The 13,180-nt window shown below is 63.0% G+C and carries 11 protein-coding genes; 3 read left to right on the top strand and 8 right to left on the bottom strand.

Annotation, left to right across the window (positions count from 1 at the left end; translation table 11 throughout):
* Nucleotides 1–218: 218 nt before the first annotated feature.
* A complete protein-coding gene (locus N687_RS0113845; protein ID WP_231493484.1) occupies nucleotides 219–1,271 on the top strand; it encodes an XdhC family protein in 1,053 nt (350 codons plus the stop codon).
* Between the two features lie 4 nt (nucleotides 1,272–1,275).
* Here N687_RS0113845 and N687_RS0113840 read toward each other — a convergent pair whose 3' ends face one another.
* The 7 genes from N687_RS0113840 to N687_RS0113810 form a co-directional block, all read right to left on the bottom strand.
* The gene (locus N687_RS0113840; protein WP_029422414.1) at nucleotides 1,276–2,406 is read right to left on the bottom strand and encodes a vWA domain-containing protein; all 1,131 of its coding nucleotides are present in this window, start codon (nucleotides 2,404–2,406) and stop codon (nucleotides 1,276–1,278) included.
* A complete protein-coding gene (locus tag N687_RS0113835) occupies nucleotides 2,394–3,254 on the bottom strand; it encodes an AAA family ATPase (RefSeq protein WP_029422413.1) in 861 nt (286 codons plus the stop codon). Before N687_RS0113835 ends, N687_RS0113840 begins: the two co-directional genes overlap by 13 nt.
* Nucleotides 3,255–3,274: 20 nt before the next feature.
* Nucleotides 3,275–3,817, bottom strand: coding sequence for a CoxG family protein (locus tag N687_RS0113830; protein ID WP_081841401.1), 543 nt, complete (start codon nucleotides 3,815–3,817; stop codon nucleotides 3,275–3,277).
* Between the two features lie 36 nt (nucleotides 3,818–3,853).
* Nucleotides 3,854–4,894 carry an XdhC family protein gene (locus tag N687_RS0113825; protein WP_231493483.1) on the bottom strand — a complete coding sequence of 347 codons (1,041 nt, stop codon included), beginning with the start codon at nucleotides 4,892–4,894 and terminating at the stop codon, nucleotides 3,854–3,856.
* 76 nt (nucleotides 4,895–4,970) lie between these two features.
* Nucleotides 4,971–7,322 carry an aerobic carbon-monoxide dehydrogenase large subunit gene (locus tag N687_RS0113820; protein WP_029422410.1) on the bottom strand — a complete coding sequence of 784 codons (2,352 nt, stop codon included), beginning with the start codon at nucleotides 7,320–7,322 and terminating at the stop codon, nucleotides 4,971–4,973.
* Nucleotides 7,303–7,818 (bottom strand): (2Fe-2S)-binding protein, encoded by a 516-nt coding sequence (locus tag N687_RS0113815; protein WP_029422409.1) that lies wholly within the window; start codon nucleotides 7,816–7,818, stop codon nucleotides 7,303–7,305. The genes N687_RS0113820 and N687_RS0113815 overlap by 20 nt, the downstream gene beginning before the upstream one ends.
* The gene (locus tag N687_RS0113810; RefSeq protein WP_029422408.1) at nucleotides 7,815–8,699 is read right to left on the bottom strand and encodes an FAD binding domain-containing protein; all 885 of its coding nucleotides are present in this window, start codon (nucleotides 8,697–8,699) and stop codon (nucleotides 7,815–7,817) included. The genes N687_RS0113815 and N687_RS0113810 overlap by 4 nt, the downstream gene beginning before the upstream one ends.
* Before the next feature lie 251 nt (nucleotides 8,700–8,950).
* Here N687_RS0113810 and N687_RS0113805 point away from each other — a divergent pair, with 251 nt between their 5' ends.
* Together N687_RS0113805 and N687_RS0113800 are read left to right on the top strand one after the other, a co-directional pair.
* Nucleotides 8,951–10,198 carry a GAF domain-containing sensor histidine kinase gene (locus N687_RS0113805; RefSeq protein WP_029422407.1) on the top strand — a complete coding sequence of 416 codons (1,248 nt, stop codon included), beginning with the start codon at nucleotides 8,951–8,953 and terminating at the stop codon, nucleotides 10,196–10,198.
* Nucleotides 10,195–10,827, top strand: coding sequence for a response regulator (locus N687_RS0113800; RefSeq protein WP_029422406.1), 633 nt, complete (start codon nucleotides 10,195–10,197; stop codon nucleotides 10,825–10,827). The genes N687_RS0113805 and N687_RS0113800 overlap by 4 nt, the downstream gene beginning before the upstream one ends.
* Nucleotides 10,828–10,842: 15 nt before the next feature.
* On the opposite strand, the gene N687_RS0113795 is transcribed toward N687_RS0113800, so the two are convergent.
* Nucleotides 10,843–12,993, bottom strand: a complete 2,151-nt coding sequence (locus N687_RS0113795) for an acyltransferase family protein (protein ID WP_035462302.1) — start codon at nucleotides 12,991–12,993, stop codon at nucleotides 10,843–10,845.
* Between the last annotated feature and the right edge of the window lie 187 nt (nucleotides 12,994–13,180).

Here is a 13,180-nt window from a genome sequence, read left to right as displayed (position 1 = left end):
AAGACTTCATCCGTTGATCCCATTCAAGCCGAGAGCCCGGATGGCGATCAATCTCCAATCCGGTATGAAAGAACACCATTCCGGGTGCCGCTCCCTTTTCCGTCATTCATGAGAATTCATGATATAACTGCATTAGATGGAACGAACGGGAGCGGAACGCGAATCGGCACAGCCCCCTGTTCCGATTCATCCGTCGTCTCACTCAAAGGAGATGATTGATGGTGTCACGCATCGATGAAGCCCGTGAAGTGTTCACGCGAATCGAACAAGCATGGACAGACGGTGAACGTGCCGCGCTGTTGACCATCACCCAGGTGAAAGGGTCCGCCTACCGTCTCCCGGGCGCCAAAATGATGATGACAGAGACAGGAAAGATGCTGGGCACCCTGAGCGGCGGTTGCCTGGAATCCGATTTATACGGATGGGCGGAAAGGACGTTTGCAGAGGGAAAACCTCGCCTCGTCCAGTACGACCTCAGCGAAAACGAAATGTGGTCGCTTGGAATCGGGTGCAAAGGCACGATGGAGGTGGCCATCTTTCCGGTTGAGCCGGACGACCCGTTTTGGCGAGCGGTTCGGGAACAGGTCCAACAGGACCAGGCCGTCTCCTTGGCGATGGAACTGCCGATGGGCACTCGTGCAGTGTTTGTCGGGACCGAGCCGGCGTCGAGTGACGCGGACCGTCTGCCGCAGGCGGTGCTGCAGCGATTGACGAGCGCCGTCTGGAGCCGAACCCGGGCAGAAGTCGTCGAGGTGGACGGGCGCCGTTTCTTCATCGACACGATGCGGCCCAACGAGCGGCTGATCATTTGCGGCGCGGGACACGACACCGTCCCCGTCGCAGCAATCGCAGCCAAATGCGGGTTCCGCGTAACCGTGCTGGACCCGCGCAAGGAGTTCAACGGACCGCTTCGATTCCCATCGGCAGAGCATCTCATCGTCGAACCGGCCGAAGCCGATCCCGCTCAGCTGACCTCCAGCTGGTGGCTGATCATGAATCACCTGCAGGCTCGCGACGAGGCCGCGTTGCGCCTGGCCCTTCAGGCGCAGCCGAAGTTTATCGGCGTTTTGGGTCCGCTGGCGCGCACACGGGAGATGCTGGAGAACATCCATTCGGATCTCGAGGACGGCCCCATCCACGCACCGGTCGGGCTCGACATCGGCGCAGAAACGATTGACGAGGTGGCGGTTTCCATCGTGTCCGAGTTGCTGGCGGCGCGCGCGGCCCGATCCGGTGGCCCGTTGCACGGGCGGGAAAAGATCCACTACTGACCGCTCACGGCCCTGTAGCGTGCAGGGCCCCGCCCGAAACCGCCTTACGCCAAGATGACACGTCGTGGACATCGACGAACGCGTCCACATAGGGCAGGGCCGCCGACATGCCCGACGCCGTCGGCTGGTAGTCCGGTTCCGCCAGCAAGGGGTTGATCCAGATCACCCTGCCCACTCGGGCCGCCAGGTCGCGCATCGCGGAGTGGAGTTGCAACGGATCGCCCGCATCGAATCCGTCGGAGGCGATGACGACACAGGTGTGCCGGTTTAACAGGCCACCGTGGCGGTTCATCAGTTCCGTCAGGGCCTTGCCGATGCGAGTCCCCCCCTTCAGTCCGGGCAGGTTGGCGGAGGGGATGCCGGTCACCGCATGGCGGGCGATCAACGCCGTCACACGCAACAACCGCGTCGAAAACAAGAAGATTTGCGTGCGCACACGAACCCGCGTAAACGACCAGGCCAAGGCCGTGAAAAACTCGGAATACGGTTTCATAGAACCGGATATATCAAGCACGAGAATGACCCTGGGCTTGTCGGGACGCCGTGTGCGCCACTGAAGGGTCATCGGTTCGCCGGCACGGCGCATGGCGAGGCGGATGGTGCGGCGCATGTCGATCCGCTCGCGGCCGCGCCGCCATGCCCTTCGGCTGGGCGGTGCGTTGAGGGCGCGGACCGCCAAGCGCGTGATCTGCAGCACGTCCTGCAGCGCTTGTCCATGTGCCCTCAACGCGTACCGCTCGCCGTCGTCCGGATGCCGTCCGGCAAGGGTTCCCTGCACCGTCTGCACCAACGGGTGATTCAGGGTTCTGGCGCTTTCTGACCCATCCCCGCCCCCCTCCTCCGGCAGCAGACGATGCTTTTGCTCCAGACGGGGCTGCCGGTTGCAGAAATACCGTTCGAACAGCCTGGGAAACATGTGCCACTGCGAGGGGGTCCGGCAATAAACGGATCGAAAGGCGCAGCACACTTGGTCCATCCGCTCGATGTCCAACTGCGTCAAGGCGGCGATGGCCGTGAGCGTCTCGGAAATCCCCGCCTGAAATCCGTAGGGGCGCAGCCAGGCACCGAAATTCGCGACCTGTTTCACAACGCCCGCCGTGAGAGACCCGAATTCCTCGGCAGTCAAGCGTTCCATATCAGGTTCAATCCTCTCTCCTGCACCAGGGCTGCATCCTCCTGCGTCTTCAACAGGCATCCGATCGTCAGGCGGGTGACCGTCTCGTCCAACTCCTGCGCACCCAGTTCGCACAGCGCCCGCGCGAAATCGATGGACTCCGCCAATCCGGGAGGTTTGAGCAGCGACAACTTGCGCAACCGGCGCACACTCCGTGCGATTTGCCTGGCGAGGTCGGGGGCCAGCTGCGGAACATGCAGCGAAATGATGGCGGCCTCCTGTTCCGGCAACGGATAGTCAACCCAGATGTACAGGCAGCGGCGCCGCAGCGCATCGGACAGGTCCCGTGTGCGGTTCGACGTCAGCACCACCGACGGCGGCTCATCTGCTCGAAACGTTCCCAACTCGGGAATGGTGATTTGGAAATCCGAGAGAATCTCCAACAGCATGGCTTCAAACTCTTCATCGGCCCTGTCCACCTCGTCCACCAGCAGCACCGGGGCTGGCCTTTCCCGAAGGGCGCGCAGTAGCGGACGTTCGATGAGAAACCGCTCGCTGTACAGAGCCGTCTGGTCCACGTCCCCGCTCGCGAAGGCCGCGCGTGCCATCAGCAGTTGCTTGGGATAATCCCAGTCGTACAAGGCCTGGCTCGCGTCCAGGCCCTCATAACATTGCAACCGAATCAGGTTCACTGAACGGATCTCGGCCAGTGCCTTTGCCAACGCCGTCTTCCCCACACCCGCTGGACCTTCCAACAATAGAGGACGGCGCAGCTGCTGGGACAAATACAGCACGGTCGCCAGCCCTTCCTCCGCGACATAGTGAACGTTCCGCAACGCCTCCTGCAGCTGGCGCACCTGACCGTTCATCTGAACCTCCTCCGCCCCGGTCACACGTCCTTCACCGCGGTTGTTCCTTCCTCGGCTTCCGCCGCTGCAGCCTCATCGGCCGCGGATGCATCCCCTTCGGCGGCCAACGCCTCCTCGTCCGGTGCCGAAAGCAAAGCCGTCTTCAGATTGGCGAATACTTTTTCTGTGATTTTCCGCGCCTCTCCGTCAATCAAACGTCCGCCAAGACTCGCAATGGGGCCGCTGATGACCGTGTCGCATCGCCACTTCAGCAGGGTTCCGCCGTCGGTGTCACTCAACTCCATGGCGGCCTTCATGTCGACCCCGCTGCCCATGCCTCCTCCCCGGATGGACAAGGACGCGGAGCGCCCCGGTTCCTCCACAGTCAGTTCACTGGTCAGATCGAACTTGCCCCGTATGGGCCCGATGCCCACCTTCACCAGGGTACGAAAGCGGTTCTCACTTTCGACGTTCAATTCAATCAAGTCTGGGATGCACGGTCCCATCTGATGTGGGTTGGTCACGAACGCCCACACCTGGCTGCGGGGTTTCTCAATCGTGAATTCTCCTTGGTACGTACGCATGCTATCGTCTCCTTCGCTGTGGCGTTCTCGAAAGGGTCATGCGTGGCTGAGGTAGCGCTCTGGATCACGCGCGAAACGCTGCCGGCAGCCCGCGCAGCAAAATCCGTATTCCGTCCCGTTCCATTCCAGACGGTGTGGGGTCTTCGACAAGTCCACCGTCATCCCGCAGACCGGATCGATCACCTCATGTGGCGCCTCACGGTTCCGTTCCGCGGACTCCGATTCATGCACAGCAGTGGCATGCGGACGCATGGACGCGTCCGCATGCTCCTTGACCTCGGCGCCTGGAACGAGTTCACCGTCCCAAGCCATGCCTGTGCCACGGCGCCTGCGTTCCACGATTTGCGCCAGAATGCTGAGGGCGATCTCCTGCGGACCCTGGGCCCCAATGTCCAATCCCGCCGGCGCCGACACAAACTCCAGCAGGCGGTTGGAAGCACCTGCTTCTGCCAACTCCGCGTGCATGGCCTGCCAGCGCCTCGGGCTGGTCACCAAGCCCAGGTAGCGCAAGGGGATGGAGGCCGCCGCCATCACCGCTTCGACGTCGTACAGGCCCATCGTGGCGACCACTGCGTACACGGTCTGCCCCGTACGAAAACCCATCTGATGGCGCAGCTTGCCAACCGGTTCCTCCGCAGATCCGGAACCCATGGATTCTTCCAGTGAAATGCGGCAGGGAACGAATGCGAATCTTGGCGCCAACTCGGCCAGCGCGTGCGCAATCGGAGAATCGCCCACAATCAGCAACACAGGTTCCACATTCCTGGGTTCCAGGAACAGTTCAACCGTTCCTTCCGACGCGCACGTCATCGGCAGTACTGTAACACCTTCCATCGTCTGGAGTGGCGGATGTGCCGTCACGAGCAAAAGCGTGCTTTCACCCGTGGTGAGGCACTTCTTCGCCTGGCCAATCACCAACTCCCGCGTGCAGTGGCCCCCGACAAACCCCATCAGCTCGCCGTTCGCCGTCACCAGAGCCTTGTCTCCCACCGTCGCCGAACTCGGGCGAACACGGCGGACCACCGTCACCCAGACGTACGGCTCCAGGCGTTCATCCAACTGCCTTGCGGTTTCCAAGAGGTCCCCCATCATGCGGACCCGGCGGTCATCCGACTGCCGGGTCTTCCCTCCCCCATCCAGGTTGCCTGCCGATTCATTCCGTCACTCCATGCGCCCTCAGAATGCTCCACACTTTCCACGGGTAGATGGGCATGTCGATGTGTTCCACCCCGAGCGGCGACAGGGCATCCACCACGGCATTCACGAACGCGGCAGGAGAACCGACATTCGGCGACTCTCCGACCCCCTTCGCCCCAATCGGGTGGTGAGGCGACGGTGTCACCGTCCGGTCCGTTTCCCAATGCGGGGTGTCAAGCGCCGTGGGCACCAAATAATCCATCCAGTTGGGCGCCAGACAGTTGCCGTCAGCGTCGTAGGGAATGTCCTGCATGAACGCGATCGCGAAGCCTTCCGTGAGCCCGCCATGCACCTGGCCTTCAACAATCATCGGGTTGATCACGGTGCCACAGTCGTCCACCGCAAGGAATCGCCGCACCTTCACCGCGCCCGTCCCCTTGTCGATGTCGACCACGGCGATGTAAGCGCCGTTCGGGAAGGTGAGATTGGGCGGGTCGTAATAGTAGGAGGCCTCCAGCCCGGGTTCCAAGCCTTCAGGGACATTCGTGTAGGCGGCGAACGCCACGTCTTTCATCGTCACCGAACGGCCAGGCAATCCTTGAACCGAAAAGGCGGTGCCATCCCATACGACGTCGTCTTCCCCGACCTCCAACAGGTGCGCGGCGATCTTCCGCGCTTTCTGCCGGATCCTGCGCGCACACAGTGCGGCCGCTCCGCCGGCGGTCGGTGTGGACCGGCTGGCGTAAGTGCCCAACCCGTAGGGAGCCGTATCGGTATCGCCTTCCTCAATCAACACGTCGTCGACGGTGAGGCCCAGTTCTTCCGCGATGATCTGGGCGAAGGTGGTTTCGTGCCCCTGGCCTTGATGGCGCACGCCCAATCGCGCGATGACCTTGCCCGTGGGATGGACGCGAATCTGAGCACTGTCAAACATCTTGAGGCCGAGGATGTCAAATGTGTGACTCGGACCCGCTCCGACGATCTCCGTGAATGTCGAGATGCCAATGCCCATGAATTCCCCGCGGGCGCGCCGCTCCGCCTGCTCCCTGCGCAATTCCTCGTAGCCGATCCGTTCGAGCGCCAACGTGAGCGTTTTTTCGTAGTCTCCGCTGTCGTACACCCACCCCGTGGGGGACCGATACGGAAACTGCTCCTTGCGAATGAAGTTGCGCATACGCAGCTCGGCCGGGTCCATCCCCAGGCGCCGAGCCAGCACGTCCATCACGCGTTCAATCAAATACGCCGCCTCGGTCACACGGAAGGAGCAGCGGTAAGCCACACCGCCAGGCGGCTTGTTGGTGTGAACGCCGTCCACTTCCACGAACGCGGCTTTGAAATCGTAGGAACCAGTGACAATGCTGAACAGCCCGGCCGGAAATTTGGATGGGTCGGCCGCCCCGTCAAACGCACCGTGATCGGCTACCGTCTTCACCCGCAGCGCCAACACCTTGCCGTCCTCGCGCGCCGCGATCTCCGCAGTCATATGGTAGTCGCGTGCGAAGTGCGTACTGGCGATGTTCTCTGTGCGCGTTTCAATCCATTTCACAGGTACGCCCAGTTTCAGCGAGGCGACGATGGCACACACGTATCCGGGGTACACGGGTACCTTGTTTCCGAATCCCCCGCCGACATCGGGTGAAATCACGTGAATTTGGTGCTCCGGCAAGCCGCTGACCAGTGCGAGCACGGTGCGGTGAGCATGCGGGGCCTGGGAGGTGACGTAGAAGGTCAGCTTGCTTCTGGCGGTATCGTAGTCCGCCACACACCCGCACGGTTCCAACGGAGACGGATGGACGCGCGGAAAGCGAACATCCTGCTTGACGACCACCGGCGCCTCGCGAAAGATGGCTTCGGTCTCTTCCCTGTCTCCCGCTTCCCAATGGAAGATCAGGTTGGATTTTTTCTCCTTATCATCGCGCAGGATCGGCGCTTCCGGAGACAGGGCGTAGAACGGATCGACCACGACCGGAAGAGGCTCGTAGTCCACCTCAATCAGTTGCGCCGCGTCCTCCGCCTGCGCACGGGTCTCGGCGACCACAGCGGCGACCTCCTGATACTGGAACAAGACTTTTTCCGTTGCCAGCACCATCTGCCGGTCGCCTGCCAATGTGGGCATCCAGGCGAGATTCATCTTGGCCAGGTCTTCCCCGGTGAGAACCAGCTTCACCCCAGGCGCGGCGAGTGCGGCCGAGGCGTCGATGCGGCGGATGCGAGCGTGTGCATACGGACTGCGCACGACGCAGAGATGGAGCATATTCGGCAGCATGATGTCATCCACATACCGGCCTTTGCCGCGAATCAGGCGCGGGTCCTCCTTGCGGCCCACCGGTTTCCCCAAGGGCCGCAACTCAGTTTGACGAAGCGCCATGTGCCTCTACCTCCTGCAACGCTTCTTGACCTTCACCCGACAACTCGCGAGCCGCAAGTTGGACAGCCTTCACAATATTGACGTAGCCGGTGCAACGGCAGATGTTCCCCGACAGCGCTTCCCGAATCTCCGCCTCGGTGGGCGCCGGATTGTCCTGCAGCAAGGCATACGAGGCCATCAGCATCCCCGGCGTGCAGTACCCGCACTGCAAGGCGTGGGCTTCCCAGAACGCCTTCTGCACTGGGTGCAGTTGACCGTTCTGCTCCAAACCCTCGACGGTCATCACCTCGCGTCCATTCGCCTGTACGGCCAACACCGTGCATGACTTCACCGCCTCGCCGTCCAGCAGCACCGTGCACGCACCGCAGCTGGTCGTGTCACAGCCGATGTGCGTGCCCGTCAGATTGAGCGTCTCCCGCAGGTAATACGCCAGCAGCGTGCGTGGCTCCACATCCGATTCATAGAGGCGCCCGTTCACTTTCACAGCAATTTTCATGCTATCGACGCCCTCCCTTCCAGTTCTTCCGCGATTTCGCGCAGTGCGCGCAACGCGAACACGCGCAGCAGGTCTCGCTTGTAGTCACTGGACCCGCGCAGGTCGTCGGCCGGATCCGCGTCTTCCGGAACGAGCCTGGACGCCTCGGCGATGGTGTCGTTCGTCAGAGGACGGCCAACCAACGCTGCCTCGGCCTTGGCCGCGCGCAGCGGAACTGGGCCACAGGCACAGATCCCGATGCCCGCCTCGGCCACGCGGCCATCTCCGTCCGTCACGATGTGCACCGCCAGACCGGCGATCGCGAAGTCACCGGCCTTGCGCTCCAGCTTCATGTACCGGGCGGCCACGGGGCCGGACGGTGCCGGAACGTGCACCGCGACGACAAGTTCACCTTCTTCGAGCGACGTCACAAACGTATCCACGAAGAAATCGTCGATTGGGATCCGGCGGGAGCCTTCGGGGCCGGCCGCTTCCACCTCGGCGTGCAGCGCAATCATGGCTGTGCCCCAATCGGACGCCGGATCGGCGTGCGCCAGGGACCCCCCGATGGTCCCGCGGTTGCGCACCAACGGATCCGCAATCCAGCGGGCGGTTCGGGAAAGCAGAGGGTAGCGACCGTACAGTGCGGCCGCACGTTCCAGGTCCGCATGCCGGGCCAGAGCGCCGATGCGAAGCCCCTCCTCTGTTTCGCGCCAGCCTTTCAGTTCCCCGATGCCGCCTAGGTCAATCAACACGGCCGGGGCGGCGATGCGCAATTTCATCATCGGCAACAGACTTTGGCCTCCGGCCAACACCTTGGCGTCATAGGCGTGCTCGGCTATCAAGCGGATCGCCTCGTCCAGGGTTGCCGGTGCCTCGTACCTGAACGCATTTGGAAACACCGTGAAACCTCCTCTTTGATTGGTGTGCGATGGACGTACGCCGCGAGCCCTGCTGTTTCGGCACCCGTCACCTCTCGGAAAGCGGTTCCATTGACAGAAATGGGCAGCACCGGCAGAACGCAAGGATCTTTGGGAGTTCGCTTTGGTCAGAAATATTGTAGAATAATCAGTAGCTACAGGAGTACACCCGATCGGGTGTTTCTCAATACCCGCTGGTCTCGCAACAACATCTGAAGGGACGGGGACAGCGAATGGGTGAAAGGGTCAATCCGGCAGAGGTCATGCGTATGTTGTCGGAATCGCTGAACCGCCTGGCGCCCGTGATGGATGAGGGACTGGAACCCCTGTTGCAGGCGGTGGTCGACTACGCGCGCAAACTGGCACATGCCGTGTTCGCAGGCATCATATTGCTCGATTCTTCCGACCCGACCGTCATCCGGTATTTCAAGGTGTCCGGATGGCGTGCACGGTTCTCCGAGCTGCCAAAGGGACACGGTATGTATTTTCTGCCCGTGAAAACAGGCGGAGCGCTGCGCGTCGAGTCGATTTCCAGGCACCCTCTGTCCATCGGTGCGCCGCCAGGCCATCCACCTGTTGAATCGCTGCTGACGATCCCGCTCCAGAGTCACGGTAAGACCGTCGGTTGTCTCTTTTTGGGGAATCCGCCGAACAAAGGCGTGTTCACTCAGAATGACGAAGCCATTGTAAGCGGATTCGCGGCACTGTGCACCACTGCCATCGAGTGGTGCGAGCAGAGGGACAGTGAGCAGTACCGCGTCGCCGCAGAAGAACGGAAGCGCGTGGCGGACGAACTGCACGATTCGCTGTCACAAACGCTGTTTGCAGTGGCTCGCGAGATCGAACACCTCGAGCGTATGCTGCCGACGGCGGAGGACAAACGGGAACTGCAGATGCGGATTGCCCGCCTGCGCGATTTGACCACGCAGTGCCAGGCGGAACTGCGTGCCATCCTGTTTCGCTTCATGAACGATGAAACCGGCCCGGACAGCAGTGCTTTGACGCTACTGGTCCAGGAGTTCCAGCGCGTCACCGGGCTGCCCACGCATCTGGTCACGGAGGGCGACTTCTCCCGGTTGAGCCTGCCCGTCCGGCAAACGGTGCTGAAAGTCATCGAGGAGTCCCTGACGAACGTGTATCGTCATGCCAACAGCCCTGCGGCAACCGTGCATTTGTTGGTGGAGCGGGAGCAGGCCATCGTGGCCGTACAGGACGCAGGCATCGGGATATCGGAGGAGGCGCTGCGCTTCCTGACCCATCCTGCCGGCCACTTCGGGTTGCATTCGATGGCCCGGTCGGTCCAGCGCCTGAACGGAAGCCTGGAGATTTTTCAAAACGATGACGGAGGGACCACGGTGCGCTGTACCATCCCACTCACGAACGAACAGGATCACAAGCGGGACAGGCGCCGAACCCGGCCACGTTCCGGTGTCTCTGGCCGGGTATCCGGCGACGGCACGGTGAGGGGGAGCGTATCATGACCCATACGATTGTCGTGGTGGACGATCACGAACTCGTGCGGATCGGCTTGCAGACGTTCCTCAATGAACACGGTCTGATCTTGGCCGGCCAGGCCGCGACGGGCGCGGAAGGACTGGCCTTGATTCAGTCGCTCTGTCCCGATCTCGCGCTGATCGACGTTCGTCTGCCGGACATGAGCGGGATTGAGTTGTGCAAGGCGGTGCGGGAGACCAACCCGTCGACCCGCATCGCCATCCTCACTTCGACGGTGGATAAACACGTCGTCCACACCTGCGTGCAAGTAGGGATTCAGGGCTACCTGTCCAAGAACATGCCTGGGGAAGAGCTGCTGCAGTCCATCCGTCATCTGTTGGACGGCCAATCCGTGTTGGATCCGGCCGTGACCGAGCACGCCCTGCAGTGGATTCAGGCGCGCAGCGACAGCGTACCCACCAAGGATGTGCTCGGCCTGCGGGACATCGAGATCCTGCGCTTTATGGCGCAGGGTTTGACGAACCATGAAATCGGCCGTCAAATGCATCTCTCCGAAAACACCGTCAAAGCCATTGTAAACGAGATCTACCAACGGCTCGGTGTCCGAAACCGCGTGGAAGCCGTGATGGAGGCTCATCAGCGGGGATTGCTCTGAGCCCAGCTCCAACGTTCAATCGCGATTCGTCTGGGCGCCTCCGGCCCCCGGCCGAACCGCCCCCGCCAACAACTGCGCGTACGCCTGGGAGCCAGCCGGATTCAGGTGCACCCCGTCCGCGTAGAACCATTGGCTCTTGCCCGCACTGGCGCTGCACCAGTCCACCAGGGTGACACCGGGATGGTCGGCGGCCACCGCAGCGAGTGTCCGGTTCACCACGTCCTGCCACGGCCGCGGCACCCGCACGTTCACCAGCACCACCCGGCACGAGCCCAGCTGTGCCAACAGGTCATCCAGCTGTTTCTCGGTGAACGGCCCATTGTTGCCGAGCTCGATGATCACCGTATTCCCCAACCGTCCCTGCTGCTGCAAGCGGCCGATGACCTGTGCCGCTTCGGTGAACTGCCTTCCCACCTGGGCATCGACCACGATTCCCGGCAGCAGCTTCTCCAGGTACGGCTTGGCGTCCTCGAGCACCGAGTCGCCGATGGCGGTGACGCCCTTCCCCAGCGAACCGGGATTCACAGGATGAGCCGTCTCCGTCCGTCCGGACGTGTTCGATCCGCTGGCCTGGCCAGCCCCGTTACCGGTCGCGCGGCCAGAAGTCCCTCCCTCCCGGCTGGCGGCGGAGGGCCCGGAAGCAGTGACCCCGTCCCCGGCCTTTTGCGGTGGTGAGCCGGCCCCTTGGACCGGTCCGTTCGATCCCGCCGGCTCCCCGTCACCCGGTGCCTGCCCGCCGCTTTGTGCCTGCCCGTCACCCTGTGGCTGCGTGCCGGTGTTCCCGGCCTCTCCGGATGACGACACCGCGTCCCCGGGGGTCTGCGCGGCTGCTGAGACGCTGATTCCAGGACGGGCCAAATGAGACCTCATCTCGTCGCCACCGGTCCATTGCAGCAGGCTCGCGCCGGCATTCGGACTGAACCAAACCGCGCCCGCGACCGCCAGGACGGCGGCCGACGTAGCCCACGTGACGGCCACCCCTCTGCGGCGATGTGAATGGGTGCGCCGTACCTGTCGTGACGGCCCCTGCCCGCCCCGGCGCGGGGCGCCGAATCCCCCCGGAGCCAGCGCGGGGCTTTGTTGCCGCTTGCCCATACGGAGGATGGGTTGCTCCACATAGCGCCAGGACAGGGCCGCCAGGCCGACGCTGACCCACACCTGCAGCACGATCCGCACCCAGTCGATGTCCCCCGCGGTGTTCTGCGGGGTGGACAGCGCGATCACGGGATAATGCCACAGATAAATGCCGTAGCTGCGCACCCCCAACCAGCGCAACGGTCCCCAGCCCAACGCTCTCCCCACACGGCTGTCCGGGTGCGCGGCAGCCGCCACCACGGCCACCGTCGCCAGCGACAGCAGCACCATGCCACCCCGGTACAGAAAGGTTCCGTACTCGTCGGTGGTGAAAAACATCACCAAAATGGCGGCCAACCCAACAACGCCGATCCCATCCGCGGCGAGGCGGCTCGCCCTCGTCCGCCATCGCGGCAGCTGCTCGCTGGGCCACACCAGTGCCAGGGCGGCCCCGAGGAGCAGCGCGAAAGCGCGCGTGTCCGTACCGTAGTAAATTCGGCTCGGATCCGTGCCCGGTTGAAAGAGCAGGGCCATCGCGACAGCGGACACCACCGCCCCGCCCAAGGTCCAGCTCAGCAGCGGCCCTCGGCGCAGACGGCGCAGACCCACACCCAAGAGCAGCGGCCACACCAGGTAGAACTGCTCCTCGACAGCCAGGGACCACAGGTGGCCGAAGGGGCTCGGTGGGCCGAAGCGATCGAAGTACGAAACCTGGTGAAACACATACCACCAGTTGCTGACGTACAAGAACGCCGCCCCGACGTCTCCCCGCAGCTTCGCGAGCCGCACCGGGTCCGACACGGCCAACCAGGCGGCGACCACCCCGATCATCAGCCACAACGCCGGAATCAACCGGCGGAACCGGCGGATCCAGAAGCCGCGCAGATCCAGGCGGCCCGTGCGGCGCCACTCGGCGACCAGGAGGTCGGTGATGAGATACCCCGACAACACGAAGAAGACGCCCACGCCCAACAATCCGCCGGGCGCCCAGGCGGCATGAAGGTGGTAGATCACCACCCCCACGACCGCCAGAGCCCGCAGTCCATCCAGACCAGGCATGTAACGACCGCCGCTGCGCATGGGTTTCGGCATGATGAACGTCCTTTCTCGCTGCGTGTGGTGTTTTGGTGATAAGGAGGATGACGCCCAGTCTGACGGACCCAGGGGCAAAAGTGTGACAAAAATCGACGCGGAGAAAGAGAGAGGATAGGGATTGGAGCAGACCGACCCGAGGTTTGCCGTGGGCATCGGCGGGTGGAGCGGTGAGGTCGGGCCGGTG

Source organism: Alicyclobacillus macrosporangiidus CPP55 (assembly GCF_000702485.1).
GTDB classification, from domain to species: Bacteria; Bacillota; Bacilli; order Alicyclobacillales; family Alicyclobacillaceae; genus Alicyclobacillus_H; species Alicyclobacillus_H macrosporangiidus_B.
Note: the sequence above shows the minus strand (reverse complement) of the source record. Positions and strands in the feature narration are given on the sequence as shown.

Bases quoted from the DNA above. Each gene is read 5' to 3' on its own strand.
- N687_RS0113845 (WP_231493484.1), top strand. From the start codon at position 219: ATGGTGTCACGCATCGATGAAGCCCGTGAAGTGTTCACGCGAATCGAA.
- N687_RS0113840 (WP_029422414.1), bottom strand. From the start codon at position 2,406: ATGGAACGCTTGACTGCCGAGGAATTCGGGTCTCTCACGGCGGGCGTT.
- N687_RS0113835 (WP_029422413.1), bottom strand. From the start codon at position 3,254: ATGAACGGTCAGGTGCGCCAGCTGCAGGAGGCGTTGCGGAACGTTCAC.
- N687_RS0113830 (WP_081841401.1), bottom strand. From the start codon at position 3,817: ATGCGTACGTACCAAGGAGAATTCACGATTGAGAAACCCCGCAGCCAG.
- N687_RS0113820 (WP_029422410.1), bottom strand. From the start codon at position 7,322: ATGGCGCTTCGTCAAACTGAGTTGCGGCCCTTGGGGAAACCGGTGGGC.
- N687_RS0113815 (WP_029422409.1), bottom strand. From the start codon at position 7,818: ATGAAAATTGCTGTGAAAGTGAACGGGCGCCTCTATGAATCGGATGTG.
- N687_RS0113805 (WP_029422407.1), top strand. From the start codon at position 8,951: ATGGGTGAAAGGGTCAATCCGGCAGAGGTCATGCGTATGTTGTCGGAA.
- N687_RS0113800 (WP_029422406.1), top strand. From the start codon at position 10,195: ATGACCCATACGATTGTCGTGGTGGACGATCACGAACTCGTGCGGATC.
- N687_RS0113795 (WP_035462302.1), bottom strand. From the start codon at position 12,993: ATGCCGAAACCCATGCGCAGCGGCGGTCGTTACATGCCTGGTCTGGAT.